Genomic DNA, 18,188 nt, shown 5'->3' on the forward strand with positions numbered 1-18,188 from the left:
ATTATCGAGAATGGGAAAATTCATACATTGGATCAAACAGCCATCAATCAGCAAACCGCTTATCGCTGCGTTTCTGACAGTGCTTATTTTGCCGATTGGGGTATTAGCATATTTCAGTTATCAATCAGCTTGGAACGCACTGGACAGGGAACTTACGAATAGTGCAATAGGAAACGTTGAAGAACTCAACAGCACACTTGAAAACAAATTGAATCATAAAGTAAAAGCAATTGATTATTACAGTGAGACGATTGATAAAGACATACTGCAAGGGAAAAACAAAACCTTACTGAATGAAAAATTTAAGCAGTACACAACACTAAATGCCGATGTAGGAGCAATCTATGCGGCTTCAGAAAATAAAAAGCTTTACAAATATCCGGAAAGCGGCGTTCCTAAAGGTTTCGATCCGACAGAACGTGACTGGTACAAACAAGCCGTTGCGAAAAAAGGACAGGCTGTTTTTTCAGACCCGTATACTGACGAAGCGACAGGAGATATCGTGGTTACAATTTCCAAACAATTAAAAGATGGCTCAGGGGTCATAGCGCTTGATTTAAATCTGGATGAAGTGCTGGCAGCTTCACAGAGAATAAAAATCGGTACAAACGGCTTTGCATTTATTACATCAGGCGATAAAAAATATATCGCCCATCCGACGATTAAGCCTGGAACAACTGGATCCGGCGACTGGACAAAAGAGGTATATTCTAAAGCAGACGGCTCATTTGAATATACCTTCGAAGGCAAAGAAAAGAAAATGGCATTTACGACAAATAAACTGACGGGATGGAAAATTGCCGGTACGTACTTTGTCAGTGAATTGCAAGATGCTTCAAGTCCGGTACTGAACACTGCCGTTATCATTCTATGCGTGTCCATTGTTATCGGAGGCATACTCATTCTCTTTATTATACGCGCCATCACCAAACCGTTAAGAAAACTGGTTTCAACCTCTGCGAAAATCAGCAGCGGAGATTTAACGGAAGTGATTGATATTCAGTCGAAAAATGAGTTTGGCCAGCTAGGAGAAAGCTTTAACGAAATGTCTGAATCATTGCGTTCTGTCATCGGTGTTATTCAAACGTCTGTAGAAAATGTGGCTTCATCTTCTGAAGAACTGACGGCAAGTGCAGCTCAAACGAGTAAGGCGACGGAACACATTACGTTGGCAATCGAACAGTTTTCAAATGGCAACGAGGCGCAAAGCGAGAAATTGGAAACAAGCTCAGATCATCTTTCTCAAATGAACCACGGCATATCAAAAGTGGCTCAGGCTTCATCAACCATTACGAAGTCTTCGATCCAGTCCTCTGAGGCAGCCGGAAGCGGAGAAAAACTGGTAGAGCACACTGTCGGCCAAATGAAGACAATCGATGAATCCGTTCAAAAAGCGGAAGCTGTTGTCAAAGGCCTGGAAACAAAATCTCAGGACATTACCAGCATCTTAAATGTCATTAACGGCATTGCAGATCAAACGAACTTGTTGGCTTTAAATGCAGCAATTGAGGCAGCCAGAGCCGGGGAATACGGCAGAGGCTTCTCTGTTGTAGCAGAAGAGGTCAGAAAACTTGCTGTGCAATCAGCACATTCTGCGAAGGAAATTGAAGGATTAATTCAAGAGATTGTAAGAGAGATCAGCACGTCACTCTCTATGTTCCAATCCGTAAATCATGAAGTAAAAGAAGGCTTGCAAATTACAGACCAAACAGCTGAAAGCTTTAAGCAAATCTACGAGATGACATCGCAAATATCCGGTGAATTGCAAAATCTGAATGCGACGGTTGAACAGCTATCAGTCGGATCACAGGAAGTATCAAGTGCGGTTGAGGAAATTTCCGAAGTAGCGAAAGAAAGCTCAGCGGGTATTCAAGATATCGCGGCTTCGGCGGAAGAACAGCTTGCGTCTATGGAGGAAATCAGCTCTTCAGCTGAAACATTGGCGAACAAGGCGGAAGAACTTCAAGACATTACGAAAAAATTTAAAATTGAATCTTAATAGAAAAAGAAAGCGGCATATCTTTGCTGCTTTCTTTTTTGTTTCTTAATAAAAACAAAAATAAACAAAAGGTATTCAAAAACAAACAAACATGATATATAATGAAAGCGGATACAAGTAAAAGGGACGGAGGTAGATGAAAATGGTGAAACATGTATGGGATTCAGAACATGCCGCCCAGCTGTCAAAGGGTGTTGAAGAATTGGTGTATCGGTCCAATTTAATCGGAGCAGACCGCACTGTATGCAACTGGGGCGGCGGCAATACGTCGATGAAAACAACGGAGAAGGATTTCAGAGGCCGCGAAATAGAAGTGATGTGGGTAAAAGGAAGCGGCTCAGACTTGGCAACAATGAAAGCGCATAACTTTACCGGTCTGAGATTAGATGACATCCGTCCGCTGATCAAAAGAGATCAGATGTCTGATGAAGAAATGGTAGATTACTTGTCTCATTGTATGATAGATAGCAAACATCCCCGCCCTTCCATTGAAACACTCTTACACGCATTTTTGCCATACAATCATGTTGACCATACCCATCCGGATGCGATTATCAGCATTTGCTGCGCTGATAATGGAAAACAAATTGCCGAAGACATTTACGGCAGCCGGTTTGTGTGGGTGCCATACGTTCGACCGGGATTTACTCTATCTAAAATGATCGCAGACGGCGTGGCAAACAATCCAAATGCCGAGCTTGTCTTAATGGAAAAACACGGCTTAGTCACTTGGGGAGATACGTCAGAGAAGTGTTATGAGAAAACGATCTCCATTATTCAAGAAGCCGAGCAGTACATTCATGAACGCATCAACCAAAAACAGCGATTCGGCGGAAGGCGATACGAGTCACTGCCAGAAGATAAGCGGAAACAAATTCTGGCGGGTATCATGCCAGTTATCCGAGGAGCTGTAAGCGATGAAAAGCAAATGATCCTTTCCTATAACGATCATGAAGAGGTATTAGAATTTGTAAACAGCGTGCAAGCGCCGGAGCTTTCTCAAATCGGCGCTGCGTGTCCGGATCACCTCGTTCATACAAAGCGTGTCCCGCTGTACATTGAATGGAATCCGGAAACGCAAGATGCACAGGAGTTGGAGGATCTGCTGAAGTCAGGGATCAAGCGCTTCAAAGCAGAGTATCAAGCTTACTTTGCACGCAATCAGCAGGAAGGCGATCAAATCTTTGAATCAGCGCCGCGTGTCATCTTGATTCCTGGCATTGGAATGGTCAATACGGGAAAAAGCCTTGCCATGTCAAAAGTAAGCGGTGCTTTATATCAGAGAGCTATTGCTGTAATGAAAGGCTCTACCTCACTCGGACAATTTGTTTCACTAAACGAAAATGAATCCTATCATGTTGAATACTGGCCGCTGGAATTATATAAACTCACGCTGGCCCCGCCGGAAGCAGAATTTTCTCGAAAAGTAGCATTGGTAACAGGTGGAGCCGGCGGAATCGGAAGTGCAGCCTGCCGACGCTTTGCGGCTGAAGGCGGACACGTAATTGCGGCTGACTTGAATATAGAAGGCGCACAAAAAATTGCCGAGGAAATAAACGAAACGTACGGAGAAGGACGCGCAATGGTTGTCAAAATGGATGTGACAAACGAAGAAGAGGTACAGTCTGCCTTTGAACAAGCAGCGCTTACCTACGGCGGAATTGATATTGTCGTTAATAATGCCGGGCTGGCAACATCAAGCCCTTTTGACGAAACTAGTTTAAAAGAATGGAATCTCAATATCAATGTATTGGGAACAGGCTATTTCCTCGTGGCCCGCGAAGCGTTTAAGCAAATGAAACAGCAAAACATAGGCGGAAGCATGGTGTTTGTAGGATCAAAAAACGCTGTCTATGCGGGAAAAAACGCTTCAGCCTACAGTTCGGTAAAAGCGCTTGAAACCCATCTGGCACGATGTATTGCGGCAGAAGGAGGAGAATACGGCATTCGAGTAAACTCAGTTTTGCCTGACGCGGTTCTCCAAGGCTCAGCCATTTGGGGATCAAGCTGGCGGGAGGAACGGGCTGCGGCATATGGAATAGAGCCAGATCAGCTAGAGGAACATTATCGGAAACGCACGACGCTTTTGGTTAATATTTACCCGCAGGATATTGCCGAATCAATCGCGTTCCTTGCTTCTTCTAAAGCCGAAAAGACGACAGGATGTATGGTTACAGTAGACGGCGGCGTCCCGGCAGCTTTTACGCGTTAGAAGTATGCTATGATATGGGAACCACAAGACGGATATTATTGAGGAAGGACGTTACCGATGTTAGTAGCAGAACGGCAGAAAAAAATAGTCGAACTAGTGAATAAGCGTTTAAGCATCCGCGTATCCGAATTGAGTGACATATTTTCTGTCACAGAAGAAACGATTCGGCGTGATCTTGAGAAGCTTGAGAAAGAGCATAAGCTGAGCCGCAGCCATGGAGGTGCGGTCAGCATTCAGCAGCAGGAGTCAGAAATTCATTTTTCTGAACGTGAAATTACAAATGTAATAGAGAAAAAAGCCATTGCTCATGAAGCGGCCAAATATGTAAAAAGCGGTGACCGAATCATTCTCGATGCAAGCACCACCGCTTGGTACATGGCGAAAATACTCCCTGATATTGAGCTCACTGTCATTACAAACTCAATGAAGGCAGCCATTGAACTGAGCAAAAAACAAAAGATATCAGTTATTTCAACCGGCGGTATCTTGCTGACAAAATCATTATCATTTGCGGGACCGTTAGCTGAGCGTTCACTTGAAACCTATCATGTAAATAAAACCTTTCTGTCCTGCCAAGGGTTTGATATGGAACATGGAATGAGCGACTCAAATGAGTGGCAGGCACTGCTCAAAATACGGATGATTGAAAGGTCGGACCAGACCATTCTGATGGCCGATTCAAGCAAATGGGGGAACCGCGAGTTTTCACATATCGCCTCTTTGCAAGATGTCAGCTGCATCATTACAGATTCTGGACTTGATCCGGTATCAGTAAAAGCCCTTGAAGAAAAGAATGTGAAAGTGACAGCCGTCCCCCTTCCTAAAGAAAGGGTGAAAGAATGATATATGCTGCTGTTGATATAGGGGCATCAAGCGGGAGAGTCATCATAGGCGAACTCCAGGAAGGAAAGCTTGCGGTACAAGAGATTCACCGATTCGCAAACGGCTTCATGCAAAGAGACGGACATTGCTATTGGGATATTGATCACTTGTTAGAGCAAATCCTGCATGGGCTGCAAAAGGTGAAAGCCCTTGGCTATGACTGCTGCACTGTCGGCATTGATACATGGGCCGTTGATTACGTCTTGCTGGATGAGAAAGGAAGCCGCTTACGAGAAGTCATATCATACCGGGATAAAAGAACAGAGAACACAATGGAAAAGCTTATGCAAACGGTATCAAAAGAAACAATCTTTCAAAAAACAGGCATTCAATTTCTGCCTTTTAACACGATCTATCAATTATATGAAGAAGACCAAGAGCTGCTGAGAAAAACAGCGCAGATTTTAATGGTGCCGGATTATTTAGGCTATTGCTTAACCGGCAAAGCAGCAGCAGAAATCACAAATGTGTCCACGACACAGCTCTTAAACCCCTCAACAGGAAAGTTTGATCCCGAATTGCTCAAAGCCGTGTCTGTTAAGGCACCTCAATTTCCGCCGCTGACTGAACCAGGACAGGAGCTCGGCATACTAAGAAATGAATGGTTTCCAGCCTATGATCTGCCGGCCTGCAGGGTGATTACCGTCGCAACGCATGATACTGCTTCAGCTGTCCTCGCCGCACCAGCTATAAACAATGATTGGGCGTATATCAGCAGCGGAACATGGTCGCTAATCGGAATTGAGAACGAAACACCGATTATAAATGAACTCGCATTGAAAAACAATTATACAAATGAGCGCGGTGCAAACAACACCATTCGTTTCCTGAAAAACATCATTGGCATGTGGATGATACAAGAAATCCGAAGACAATTACGAGAAGATTACAATTTTCAGCAACTGGCAGAAGAAGCCGGAAAAACAAAACCGTTTCAGCAGTTTATCAACTTAAATGATGATCGTTTTCTGAATCCGGATGACATGATAAAGGAAATACAACATTATTGCAGAGAAACCTTCCAACAGATTCCTCACACAGCAGGCGAACTTGCCTGCTGTATCTACAGCAATTTAGCCATCATCTATGCGATAGCCATCTCAGAACTAGAAACCATTACAGGGAAAAACATTCAACAGCTTCATCTTATCGGAGGAGGCGCCCAAAACGACTTCTTAAATCAATTAACCGCTGATATGAGCGGAAAAGCGGTATACGCCGGACCTGCTGAGGCGACAGCCATCGGAAATCTTTTGATGCAAATGATTGCCGCCAAAGAAATAAAGGATGTAAACCAGGCCCGCGAGATCGTCAGAAACTCCTTTCCCATTAAAATGTTTTTGCCTAAAGATACTGACAGAAGCGCCATCATTCAGTCCTATCATCAAACTGTTTTGAAAGCGTTATCTAAATAAAAGAGGTGATCTGCTTGAAAAGAAAAGCGAGTATCATGTTCGTCCATAAAGATAAATTCAAGGAATACAAACAGCGGCATGATGACATTTGGCCAGAAATGGCAGACGCGCTTAAAGCCCATGGGGCACATCACTATTCTATTTTTTTAGACGAAGAGACAGGCCGATTATTTGCTTATTTAGAGATAGAGGATGAGGAAAAGTGGAGGAACATGGCGGACACAGAGGTTTGCCGCAGATGGTGGAAGTCAATGGCGCCATTAATGAAAACAAACGCCGATGACAGTCCCGTTTCGATCGATCTGAAGGAAGTCTTTTATTTCGAATAAAAGGGAGAGAGCCATATGACGATAAAAGCAAATTATGACAGCGCAAAACTAGAATATGAAAAATGGGGAATTGATGTTGAAGCTGTGTTCCGGCAATTACAGCAAGTTCCGATCTCAATCCACTGCTGGCAGGGTGACGACATTGAAGGGTTTGAAGTTAATAAGGGTGAGCTTTCCGGCGGAATTGACGTGACAGGCAATTATCCCGGAAAAGCGCAAACCCCGGAAGAACTAAGAAGAGATCTGGAGAAAGCGCTATCTCTCATTCCGGGAAATCATCGGGTCAATCTGCACGCAATATACGCAGAAACAAACGGAGAAGTTATAGAACGTGATCAGCTGAAGCCGCATCACTTTGAAAATTGGGTGAAGTGGGCGAAGGGTCTTGGTATCGGATTAGATTTCAATCCGACACTGTTTTCACATGAGAAAGCGGATGACGGGCTTACACTCGCACACCCTGATCCCTCCATCCGGGAGTTTTGGATTCATCACTGCATCGCGTGCCGCCGCATCGGAGCGTATTTCGGCAAAGAATTAGGCACGCCTTGCTTGACGAATATTTGGATTCCGGACGGCTATAAGGATATTCCGAGTGACAGGCTGACGCCGCGCAAAAGATTAAAGGAATCATTGGATCGGATATTCCAAGAGGAAATCAGTGAAGACTACAATGTTGATTCGGTCGAGAGCAAGCTGTTCGGACTTGGATCAGAATCATATGTCGTCGGGTCTCATGAGTTTTATTTGGCCTATGCTTTAACGAACCATAAGTTATGCTTGCTCGATACAGGACATTTCCACCCGACAGAAACGGTATCAAACAAGATCTCGGCGATGCTGCTTTACACAGACAAACTCGCCCTGCACGTATCCCGCCCCGTTCGCTGGGACAGTGACCATGTCGTGATGTTAGACGATGAATTGAGAGAAATCGCCCTTGAGATCGTCCGTAATCAGGCATTAGAGAAAGTCGCCATCGGTCTGGACTTTTTCGATGCCAGCATTAACCGTGTCGCCGCCTGGACTATTGGAACGAGAAATATGATAAAAGCTTTAATGTACGCTTTGCTTCTCCCGAATGACCATTTAAAACAATTGCAAGAAGAGGGGCGCTTTACAGAAAGGCTGGCGCTGATGGAGGAATTTAAAACCTATCCTTTCGGTGCCATCTGGGATTATTACTGTGAGCAAATGGGAGTGCCGGTAAAAGAGGCTTGGCTCAATGATATCAAAGAATATGAACAAAACGTGCTTTTCAAAAGGCAGGCATCCTCACCGATTATTTAAAAAAACCGCCCGCGTGCAACATGCCGCGGGCGGTTTTTTTAGGCTTGATCAGCAGGGTAGACAATCCCCATTTGTTTTCTTGCTTCCTCCATGATTTTCGCAGTGATCAAGGAGCGTTCATATGTATTTTCTTCAGATTCCTGCTTCTTCTCTTTCACGAGTGAAACAAATTCAGCCGCTTCGTAAAACATTGCCGGTTTAGGATCAGAGAGCGAAATGTTTTCCAGACGGCCGTCGCGATAGCGAATTTCCACTCGTTCAGGACGATGGATCGTATCCAACACAATTGTCCCATCCTCTCCTTGGATTTCAGCAGGCGCGTAGGAAGTTGAGATTTTAGAATGCATCAGTACGGCCTCAAATCCGTCATATGAGAGGATGACGGTGCCTTCTCCATCAACGCCGGAAGATAAAGTGTAGCCGTTCGCTTTTACGGATTTCGGCTCTCCAAACAGCACAACGGCAGGGTAAATACAATAGATGCCGATATCCATCAATGAGCCGTTAGACAGCTCAGGCTGAAACGCGTTCAAAACAGTTCCGTTTCTATACGCATCATACCTTGAAGAGTACTGACAGTAGCTTGCGGTAAATCTGCGGATTGAGCCGATTTTATGGAAGTGTTTTTTCAGCTCTTTAAAATTAGGCAGGAATGTGGTCTTCATTGCTTCCATGAGGACAACTCCATTCGCTCTAGCGGCTGAAATCATCTCTTCTGTTTCTCTGGCATTTGAAGCAAGCGGTTTCTCGCATAGCACATGTTTGCCATGATTCATAAAGAGGATCGCCTGCTCCTTGTGAAGAGCATTCGGGCTGGCGAGATATACAGCATCAAAATCATCGCTTGCCGCCATTTTCTGGAGATCTGAGAAGGTATGTGCAGCCCCATGCCGAGCAGCAAACTCAGCAGCGCGCTCAGGCGTTCTTGAATAAACGGCGGTAAGCTGAAAATCTTCAATTTCTGAAGCTGCTTCTAGAAAGCGGTCTGTAATCCAGTTGGTTCCTACTATTGCAAATCGTATCACGCATATCGCTCCTTTTGTATGATATAGCTAAATTATAGCTTAAAATGGAGTAACTCACATGATAGATTACATCATATTTTTTTAGACAAGGAAGTTTTTCCAGCAATTAGCGGTTTTTATTTTTCATTATAGGTACGATAGTGTACAATTTACTTAAACTATGTATGACGGAGGAACGATAGTGGAGACGTTGCAAACATGGAGCGGCAGATTCAAGCGTTTTTTCTTGGACAACAAGTTTGTTCTATTTCTGCTTGTGCTGCTGCTGATTGGTTTAAATATTCTCGTATTTACAAAAACATCATTTATTTTCACCCCGATCATTGTTCTGCTCAAAACGATATCGCTTCCGATTATTTTAACAGGCATTGTTTTCTATCTGTTAAACCCTGTCGTTGATTTCCTTGAGAGAAGAAGAATCAGAAGAGTCTATTCCATTGTGCTGTTATATCTGTTGATTATCGGGCTGATCACGATTACGATTGTATCCATCATCCCCTTTTTAAAAGAACAAATTATGAGCTTGATTGACAACATCCCGAGATATGTGGATGTTGTTGAGAATCAGACAAAAGAGCTGATCGGAAGTAACTTTGTGAATCAGGCGCAGCAAACGATGAACATTAATATATCTGATCTCGCGACAAAGGTGTCAGATCAGGCAGCGACGATTGTAAACAGCACCTTTACCGGCGTTGGGAATTTTATCGGCGCCCTAACTGAGATTATCATTTCGATCGTGACAGTTCCATTTATTCTTTTCTATCTGTTAAAGGACGGAAAGAAATTGCCGATCTACATACTGAAGTTTGTACCGACACAATTAAAAGAACAAACATACACGGTATTAAGCGAAATGAATCATCGGCTGAGTTCTTATATCAGAGGACAGGTCATTGTCAGCTTCTGCATTGGATTTTTGCTGTTTATCGGCTATTTGATCATCGGACTGGATTACGCTTCATTACTTGCCGTTATTGCGGCTTGTACAAGCATCGTGCCGTATTTAGGACCGACAATCGCCATTACGCCTGCGATTATTATCGCTATTGTGACATCGCCTCTGATGCTGCTCAAGCTCGTGATCGTTTGGACGATTGTTCAGCTTATTGAAGGGAAACTGATCTCCCCGCAAATTATGGGGAAAAACCTTCATATCCACCCAATCACCATTATTTTTCTGCTGTTAACTGCAGGCAAGCTGTTTGGTGTTATCGGAATTATTCTTGCCATTCCGGGTTATGCGGTTACCAAAGTCATTACGACACATTTATTTGACTGGTTTAAAATGCAGTCGCATCTATACGATGAAGAAAAAAATGAAAATGCAAAGAGTCATAAAGCATAAATTTCATTTATAGTTATATAAGACGGGCTTTCCATTTATGGAAGGCTCCCGTTATGTAAAAAATAAATGTCTAATGGGGAGAATTAAAATCATGACTCTATGGGAATTGTTTGTAGCTGCCATTTTAGGAATCGTAGAAGGGTTAACAGAGTACGCGCCGGTTTCTTCGACAGGACATATGATTATAGTGGACGATATCTGGCTTAAATCAGGCAGTCTCATGTCTGAGGAAGCTGCCAACTCATTTAAAGTTGTCATTCAGCTTGGCTCTATTTTAGCGGTTGCCATCGTGTTTAAAGACAGGATTTTAAATTTGCTTGGCTTGAAAAAAAATATCACGAGTGACCAAGAGCATGGTCACAAGTTAAGCATTGCCCAAATCGCAGTAGGGCTTGTGCCGGCCGCGGTTCTCGGCTTTTTGTTTGAGGATTATATTGATGAATACTTATTTTCAGTCCGCACTGTGGCCATCGGCCTAATTGCCGGGGCCGTTTTAATGCTTGCAGCCGATTGGATTAATAAACGGAAAGAAACGACAGACACCCTAGACCGTATTTCATATAAGCAGGCAATCGGCGTCGGTTTATTCCAATGTCTTGCCCTTTGGCCGGGTTTCTCACGCTCCGGCTCAACCATTTCCGGCGGCGTTATTCTCGGATTGAATCACCGTGCGGCAGCCGATTTCACATTTATTATGGCAATGCCGATTATGATGGGAGCCAGCACCTTAAGCCTAGTGAAGCATTGGGACAGCTTAAGCTCAGATTTGATGCCATTTTTTATTGTCGGCTTTATCTGTGCCTTTGTTGTCGCGCTGTTTGTGGTCCGTTTCTTCCTAAGACTGATTAACAAAATCAAACTTGTTCCATTTGCAATCTACCGAATCATTCTCGGCGTCATTTTGCTTTTGTTTATGATGTGAATTGAAAAATAAGGCTCTGGAAAGGGCCTTATTTTTTTCTGTCAATTAGAAAGGAACAGCTTGTTTTTCAAAAAAAAATCATCTATAATAAACATGACGTTACATACGGGGCCATAGCTCAGCTGGGAGAGCGCTACGCTGGCAGCGTAGAGGTCAGGGGTTCGAGCCCCCTTGGCTCCATACCTGTAAACCCTTATTCTATAAGGGTTTTTTTGTTTTTAATGGAAAGGTTTCATGCTGAACTCTTCTGTTGATCCAAATTCAATATCCCTACAAGCATTTCATTTTAATATATAAGGGGCGTATACATCTCTAATGATAAAGTCAGGTATTGCCTTCGTTAGGCTCCTGGGTTTGTTTTGAAAAATGACTAATAACAACTAATCAAGTAAAGCAGTTCACCTGTAAATCATGAGTTTTCCAATACACCACTTTGTTCTTTAAAGACCGTCATGCCTTCCAAAGGGGGTGAGTACACATGAAGAGACACCGTCCGTTCGGAAGTAGGATTGGACATTTTGTGAATTAACCCTTTGGTTGAAAAAAGACATTCTCCTTTTTGGACAAAATATGAATTGGAGAGTTCTGCATGATCGCCGGTGGAGCGATAAATAGAATTGAGAAGTTTTCCTTCTAACACCATTGCACAACCAATGGATTGGCCATGATCGTGGACTGCTGTCTCCTTGCCTGAGGGAATATGAATCAAGATCATTTCCAATTCATGGTTTCTATAAATGGCATTTCGGCCGTAAGCGTACTGGTCTGGTTCCTTGATATATCGTTGGCTTAATTCTGACGCGTTTGGAATTTGTTTTAAAGAAGTTGCCAAATCTTTAACCGACGGATTTTTCAAGCCGCTAAACATTTCTTCGATACACTCATACAGTTCCATTCGTTTTTACCTCCCGGATCATTTGGAATTGACTAGCATTGGTATTTCGCAGATTAGTTCATGGTATTTACCCATATGCAATTTAGAGGCGGCAAACGCCTAGTGAACACAAAAAAATTGTGCGGTCAAAATGTTGCTCTTATTACCATCTTATTCGAGTTTATTAGTTGGAATTTTGATGGAAACAGTGAATTGAAAGGTGCCTTCATGACCTAAGATGAAGACTGGAAGGATTTTCTGTTGAACTTTTAAAACAGCCTACTTTGAATTGCTTGAGGGAGCAAGCAGGGACTCATAAGTCAAGATACCGTGCAAAAGGTGTTCAGACTTTGTTTTGTGCTTGAAATATGCGCCATTGACAAAACACAATCGATTTGGAATAATGTTTGAGTATATGCTCATTTTTTCACATATTATCATAAAATCATATTATTTCCCGTGATGGGGAGAGAACCAGGGTAAAAGCTAATGGCATTCAAAATCTATTAGCTTCTTTTGTTTTCAAAAAAAGAAGTGTTCTTATGTATTCATACAGGAAGGAATGACAACATGAAGACAAAACACTATTGGGTGATTTCTTTGCTCGCTGTTTTAGCGGTCGGGCCGGGATTGATGTCTAACACGGCATTGTCGTCAGTTCAAGGCCTTGTTCAGAAGACGGTTGGAACAAGTGACTTCACATCAGTAAATCCAATATTGATCGGCAATATGGCCTTCGCTTTATTAGTTCCGGCAGGACCGCTGCTAAGGAAAAAATTCGGCGCCCGTCCGATCTATCTGGCTTCATTACCCGTTTTTATAATTGGCTCACTGCTCTTCGCATTTTCAAGCGATATTGCATGGATGGCGGCAGGACGCTTTTTACAGGGAGCGGCTACAGGTGTCATGCTGATGATTATGATTCCGATGCTTGTTCTGTCATTTCCGATTGAACGGCGGAATTACGCATTACTGGTGCTTATCGGCGGGTTCTATGGCTCTGTTATTATCGGTTCGATTTTAGGAACGATCGCGTTGAGCTACGGCCACTGGAGATGGCTGTTTTTTACCTTTGGCACACTGTCTTTGATCGGCATCGCAGTGAGTTATTTCTTTCTCTATGATGAGCATCATGGGGGAGTAGAAAAGGAGCAGTCATCACTCGACAGAGCAGGGATCATTTTATCTGTATGTGTGGCAGCAGCCTCAGCGTTTACATTTATTTTTCTGCAAAAATGGGGCTTCTCATCAGGTTATGTACGGGCTGGTTTTGGGGTTGCTTTATGTTTGCTCCTCATTCTGTTATATGTAGAGTATAAGGTGAAAAACCCTTTCATCTCTATTAAACAGATGCTGCTGCCTAAACCTGTGCTCGGTTTATTTATCATAGCGGCAGGAACGATTACGGTAGCTGTCAGCCTGGCAGCTTTTCAAGGCTTGCTTCGTCAAATGTATGATATTCCCCGAGATCATCTCATTCTTTTAAACATGACTCTATTAATCGGAGTGGCCATCGCAGCTATTGCGAGTGCTCTGTTTTATGATAAAGTCGGACCAGGGGTACTGGGGATTATAGGTTCTCTCATTCTCGTTTTTGTGAATGTTCAGTGGCTTCATATGCAGTATCAATCGTCTCTGTATGTGTTTGCCGGGCTGTTCATTATGCTGGCAGCAGGAACCGGCCTGACGGTTGCAGCAGGACTAATGGGAGCCGCAATGGGCGGCCCGCTTCCTGATCTGGTCAAAAGAATGACAGCTGTTCAGTTTTTAAGATTGTTTATCTATATGGGCGTGCCTATCCTGATCGGATATTTCACGAAAAAGGATGCTGCCAGACAAAACGGATCAATGCAAGATGCCATGATGACTGCCTATCATGATCTCTTTTTGATTTCTTTTATCCTGAGCGTGCTGCTCGTTTGTTTATCGTTTTGTATGAACGCCACAGGGATGGGACACAAGCTGGCTCATAAGCCTCATGATAAAGGAAAACCCGCTCCGGAAAAACCGGCCGTTTCCGCACATGGGCTGACAAAGGCTGACGTAAAATCTCATAAAGTCATACATGATCAAGAATATCGTGATGCGCTCAGACATTTTAAACAGCACGGTCTTACAAAAATAGATACTTGATCACTGCCTTTCCCTTGAGGGGGAAGGCTTTTTGTGTATTCTCTCTCAAACTTTATCCCTAAAGAATTGAAAAATATTAGAAGTACAAGTAAAATTCTTAAAGGTAGATTCTTTACACTCGTAATCTTTTAAATCGAAGGAAGGTTTTCATGGCCCGTAAAAAACTGAAAAAACGTAGACTCTTCATCTCTCTATTTTTCGTTGTATCGATTCCGCTAGCCTTGTTTGTTTTAGCGACAACTCTTTCAAAGCCAATTGAAACATCCAAAGAACCTGAAGAAATTGATGAACAGCAAGTATTTATTGACAGCCTTTCCGGACATGCTCAAATTTTATATGAAAAATATCATGTCCTTCCCAGCATAACGATTGCTCAGGCCATACTCGAATCTGACTGGGGAAACAGCGAGCTTGCCTCTAAAGCCAACAACCTGTTTGGTGTAAAAGGAAATTATAAAGGACATCACGTCACCATGGAAACAGATGAATTTGAAAAAGGGGAAAGAAAAACGATCCGCGCGAAATTCCGCAAATACAGCACGTTTTTTGAATCAATGGATGATCACGCCAAATTATTTGTCAAAGGCACATCGTGGAATAAAAAGAAGTATAAGCCGGTGCTTGAAGCTGAGGATTATAAAGAAGCGGCAGGCGCTCTACAAACATCAGGCTATGCCACAGACCCGGACTATGCTGGCAAAATCAGCGCCATTGTGGAAAAGTATGATTTAGATAAATACGATGAAGTGAATCCATCTCTGAAAGCTGTGGATTTAAAAGGGTCCATCAAAGACAGCGCCGTTCAAGATGTATGGTCTAAGCCTTCTACTGATGAACAATCCATTAAACTGACCTCTGCGCAATCTTACGTTGGCAAGGATATAAAGGTTGTATCTAAAAAACAGAAAGGCCAGTCCGTATGGTACCAATTCCAAGTCAATAATAAACTGGTCGGCTGGATTGATGACTCAGCAGTTGAAATTAAGGAAGCAACCTAAGCCGTTTTTCCTGGTATTTTTATTTTTTTGTTCCATTCAGGGGAATTTGAGGTATAATATTCCACGGAAGTTATCACTTAATAACTATGCTTCAGGAGGGAACAAAGGTGCAGAAATATAGACGGAGAAACACGGTTGCCTTTACTGTATTAGCTTATTTTACTTTTTTTGCGGGAGTATTTTTGTTTTGTATCGGACTCTATAACGCTGATAATCTCGAACTCAATGAAAAAGGCTACTACATTGCAGTGATGATCCTTGTAGCGGTCGGCGCGATCCTTACACAAAAAGTGACGCGTGATAACGCGGAAGATAATGATATCATCGCGGAGCAGGAAAAAAGACAAAATCAATCTCATATTGAATCATAAAAAATCCGGCATGTAATATGCCGGATTTTTTTTAATATCACCCAGTAAATACCTCACCGTCAGGGTAACGAATATTTGATTTTTCTGTTTTCGCAAATGAAAAAACAAACGTCAACGGACCGATTCTTCCGATGAACATAATCGCAATAATGATGCATTTCCCCGCTGTTGTCAGTTCGGGAGTCAGCCCCATTGTCAGTCCGACCGTTCCGAAGGCGGAAAAGGCTTCAAAAACAATCTGGATAAACGGCGCTTGTTCTGTAATGGTCAGGATAAAAATGCCTATAAAGACGATGAACAAGCTGATAACACTGACTGCTAAGGCCTTAATGATGATCGGATATTTTATGGTCCGGCGGAAAATAACTGTTTCTTTCTGCCCTCTTAAATAAGCGATGACAGACATTAAAATCACAATGAAAGTAGTCAGCTTAATACCGCTCGCCGTTGAGGCGCTTCCTGCTCCTATAAACATCAACAACAGGACAAATACAATGGTGCCTTCTCTCATGCTGCCAAAGTCCACAGAGTTGAAGCCCGCGGTTCTCGGCGTCACTGCCTGAAAATACGAAGCCCACAGTTTATCTGGTAAATGCAAGGAACCAAGCGTGCCGGGGTTGCTGTACTCTAAAATAAAGATGATCAGCGTGGCAGCAATATTTAAAATGAACGTTCCCGCAAGCATCAGTTTCGTATGTAATGAAAAGGCTTTGAAACGCCGATTTTTCAGGATGTCAAAAAGCACCGTAAACCCGATTCCCCCTGTGATAAATAAGAAAGTAATGACAAGGTTGACTGTAGGATCACCAACGTAGCTCATTAAATTATCCGGCCACAAAGAAAAACCAGCATTGTTAAAAGCGGATATCGCGTGAAACAGACTGGCAAACAATCCCGACGCCCAGCCATACTGGGGCACAAGCCGGATGGATAAGATCAGTGCGGCGATCAATTCGATACTGATTGAAAACAGAAACAGGACCTTGACAAGGCCTATCACGCCGCCGATTGTCGGTTGGTTTAAGGCCTCCCGGACCAGCATTCGTTCTTTCAATCCGATTTTTTTTCCTAAAATCATGACGATTAGAACAGCAAATGTCATAAAGCCAAGCCCGCCGACTTGAATCAGACCCATGATGACAGCTTGCCCGAACACCGTAAATTCTGTCCCAGTGTCAACAACTGCAAGCCCGGTAACAGTTGTGGCAGAAGCCGCTGTAAAAAGGGCATCTATCCATGACAACGGCTTCGCAGTAGAAATCGGGAGCTTTAACAAAAGAGAGCCGATAATAATAGTAAGAAAAAAACCAATCGCAAGCACTTGCGGGGGAGAAAAACGAACCCACTTGATTACAGTTTCCTTATGAAGTCTCACCTTTGTCTACATCCCTTCGTTTTCGAAGCGCTTAATATCCTTTTTATGACCCATCATCACCAGGCAGTCTTGTTCGTAAATCATCTCTTCCGGTGCAGGAGAAAGGCGAACATCTCCATTATGTTTAATTGCCAGGATGGTACATCCGTATTTAGCTCTAACATTCAGATCATGAATGGATTTGGAATTCAGTTTTCGTGTTGCCAGCAGCTCAACAATACTGTAATCATCGGATAAGTCAATATAATTCAAGACATTTTCATCAGAGAGACTTTGTGCGATTTTAACGCCCATATCCTTTTCCGGATGAATAATGCGGTCGGCGCCGATTTTTTCCAACACCTTATGGTGATAATAATTTTGAGCCTTCACCCAAATATTTGGAATGTGAAGCTCTTTCAATAGCAAAGTGGTCAGTGTGCTCGCTTGAATATTCGCCCCAATAGCAACAACGACATATTCGAAATTACGGATTCCCAGTGAAAGCAATTCGTTTTCTTCTGTGGCATTGGCAATGACCGCATGGGTTGCGTAGGAAGCGAAGGCATTGACCTTTTCTTCATTAATATCAATGGCAAGGACCTCATGTCCCATTCTGTGCAGCTCTTTGCAAATGCTTCCCCCGAACCGTCCAAGCCCGATTACGGCAAATTGCTTGTTTTTTATTCTTCCCAATGTTCAAGACTCCCTTAATAAAATTAGCGTTTTGAAGTAAAAAAGACCATTACAAAGAATGGTCACAATAGACCTCCTCTCTGCATACGCCTACGAGGTTAGCTGTCGGATTAGGGATTCAGAGTACCCCTTCTTACTAAGTAAGATTCACCCCAAGGCCGTTTTGTGAAACAGCCAATCATTGGTTTCCCCGTTCATTTTTGATTAAGCGGTAAAAGAGACTTTATGAAATTGAACACTCAAGAATTTACTCCTGTTTCTAGTGTTTGTCAATTTAAATTTAAAACAAGTGAAAAGATAGCTGGAAATAGAGGGAAAAGTGGGAGAAAGACGTCAATAA

At 43.0% G+C, this 18,188-nt stretch carries 15 protein-coding genes, 1 tRNA gene and 1 riboswitch; of the genes, 12 read left to right on the forward strand and 4 right to left on the reverse strand.

The annotated features are described in order from the left end of the window. Positions 1–10 precede the first annotated feature (10 nt). From tlpB to rhaA, 6 genes are all read left to right on the forward strand, one after another. Positions 11–1,999: a methyl-accepting chemotaxis protein TlpB gene (tlpB, locus tag V6D42_RS19225; RefSeq protein ID WP_333514296.1), complete on the forward strand. Its 1,989-nt coding sequence runs from the start codon at positions 11–13 to the stop codon at positions 1,997–1,999. A gap of 142 nt (positions 2,000–2,141) precedes the next feature. After that, entirely contained in the window at positions 2,142–4,211 is a 2,070-nt protein-coding gene (locus tag V6D42_RS19230) for a bifunctional aldolase/short-chain dehydrogenase (protein WP_333514297.1), read from the forward strand. 57 nt (positions 4,212–4,268) lie between these two features. Beyond that, positions 4,269–5,054 carry a DeoR/GlpR family DNA-binding transcription regulator gene (locus V6D42_RS19235; protein WP_333514298.1) on the forward strand — a complete coding sequence of 262 codons (786 nt, stop codon included), beginning with the start codon at positions 4,269–4,271 and terminating at the stop codon, positions 5,052–5,054. Next, entirely contained in the window at positions 5,051–6,508 is a 1,458-nt protein-coding gene (rhaB, locus tag V6D42_RS19240) for a rhamnulokinase (protein WP_333514299.1), read from the forward strand. Before V6D42_RS19235 ends, rhaB begins: the two co-directional genes overlap by 4 nt. Before the next feature lie 14 nt (positions 6,509–6,522). Continuing rightward, the gene (rhaM, locus tag V6D42_RS19245; protein WP_168748615.1) at positions 6,523–6,837 is read left to right on the forward strand and encodes an L-rhamnose mutarotase; all 315 of its coding nucleotides are present in this window, start codon (positions 6,523–6,525) and stop codon (positions 6,835–6,837) included. A 15-nt stretch (positions 6,838–6,852) separates the two neighbouring features. Further along, entirely contained in the window at positions 6,853–8,127 is a 1,275-nt protein-coding gene (gene rhaA / locus V6D42_RS19250) for an L-rhamnose isomerase (RefSeq protein WP_333514300.1), read from the forward strand. Positions 8,128–8,165: 38 nt separating this feature from the next. Here the strand turns inward: rhaA and V6D42_RS19255 are convergent, their stop codons facing one another. Then, the gene (locus V6D42_RS19255; protein ID WP_333514301.1) at positions 8,166–9,152 is read right to left on the reverse strand and encodes a Gfo/Idh/MocA family protein; all 987 of its coding nucleotides are present in this window, start codon (positions 9,150–9,152) and stop codon (positions 8,166–8,168) included. A 181-nt stretch (positions 9,153–9,333) separates the two neighbouring features. Between V6D42_RS19255 and V6D42_RS19260 the strand changes: the two genes are divergently transcribed. From V6D42_RS19260 to V6D42_RS19270, 3 genes are all read left to right on the forward strand, one after another. Further along, positions 9,334–10,500, forward strand: a complete 1,167-nt coding sequence (locus tag V6D42_RS19260; RefSeq protein ID WP_010331631.1) for an AI-2E family transporter — start codon at positions 9,334–9,336, stop codon at positions 10,498–10,500. A 91-nt stretch (positions 10,501–10,591) separates the two neighbouring features. Further along, positions 10,592–11,422, forward strand: coding sequence for an undecaprenyl-diphosphate phosphatase (locus V6D42_RS19265; RefSeq protein WP_010331630.1), 831 nt, complete (start codon positions 10,592–10,594; stop codon positions 11,420–11,422). A gap of 107 nt (positions 11,423–11,529) precedes the next feature. Next, a tRNA-Ala gene (locus V6D42_RS19270) sits at positions 11,530–11,602 on the forward strand. Between the two features lie 229 nt (positions 11,603–11,831). Here V6D42_RS19270 and V6D42_RS19275 read toward each other — a convergent pair. Beyond that, positions 11,832–12,317: a cysteine dioxygenase gene (locus V6D42_RS19275; protein ID WP_333514302.1), complete on the reverse strand. Its 486-nt coding sequence runs from the start codon at positions 12,315–12,317 to the stop codon at positions 11,832–11,834. 549 nt (positions 12,318–12,866) lie between these two features. Between V6D42_RS19275 and V6D42_RS19280 the strand changes: the two genes are divergently transcribed. The 3 genes from V6D42_RS19280 (at position 12,867) to V6D42_RS19290 (ending at position 15,798) form a co-directional block, all read left to right on the forward strand. Continuing rightward, complete coding sequence (locus V6D42_RS19280; RefSeq protein ID WP_333514303.1) at positions 12,867–14,429, forward strand: MFS transporter; 1,563 nt, start codon at positions 12,867–12,869, stop codon at positions 14,427–14,429. A 149-nt stretch (positions 14,430–14,578) separates the two neighbouring features. Continuing rightward, positions 14,579–15,427 (forward strand): glucosaminidase domain-containing protein, encoded by an 849-nt coding sequence (locus V6D42_RS19285; protein WP_333514304.1) that lies wholly within the window; start codon positions 14,579–14,581, stop codon positions 15,425–15,427. Positions 15,428–15,534: 107 nt separating this feature from the next. Next, positions 15,535–15,798: a YiaA/YiaB family inner membrane protein gene (locus tag V6D42_RS19290; protein ID WP_010331626.1), complete on the forward strand. Its 264-nt coding sequence runs from the start codon at positions 15,535–15,537 to the stop codon at positions 15,796–15,798. A gap of 37 nt (positions 15,799–15,835) precedes the next feature. Here V6D42_RS19290 and V6D42_RS19295 read toward each other — a convergent pair whose 3' ends face one another. Next, positions 15,836–17,173 (reverse strand): TrkH family potassium uptake protein, encoded by a 1,338-nt coding sequence (locus V6D42_RS19295; RefSeq protein WP_333514305.1) that lies wholly within the window; start codon positions 17,171–17,173, stop codon positions 15,836–15,838. Between the two features lie 6 nt (positions 17,174–17,179). Beyond that, on the reverse strand, positions 17,180–17,848 hold the full coding sequence (locus V6D42_RS19300) for a potassium channel family protein (protein ID WP_010331625.1): 669 nt from the start codon (positions 17,846–17,848) through the stop codon (positions 17,180–17,182). A gap of 71 nt (positions 17,849–17,919) precedes the next feature. Further along, positions 17,920–18,069: riboswitch (cyclic di-AMP (ydaO/yuaA leader) on the reverse strand. Positions 18,070–18,188 lie beyond the last annotated feature (119 nt).

The sequence above is a fragment of the Bacillus sp. 0909A genome, from assembly GCF_036765115.1.
GTDB lineage: Bacteria > Bacillota > Bacilli > Bacillales > Bacillaceae > Bacillus > Bacillus mojavensis.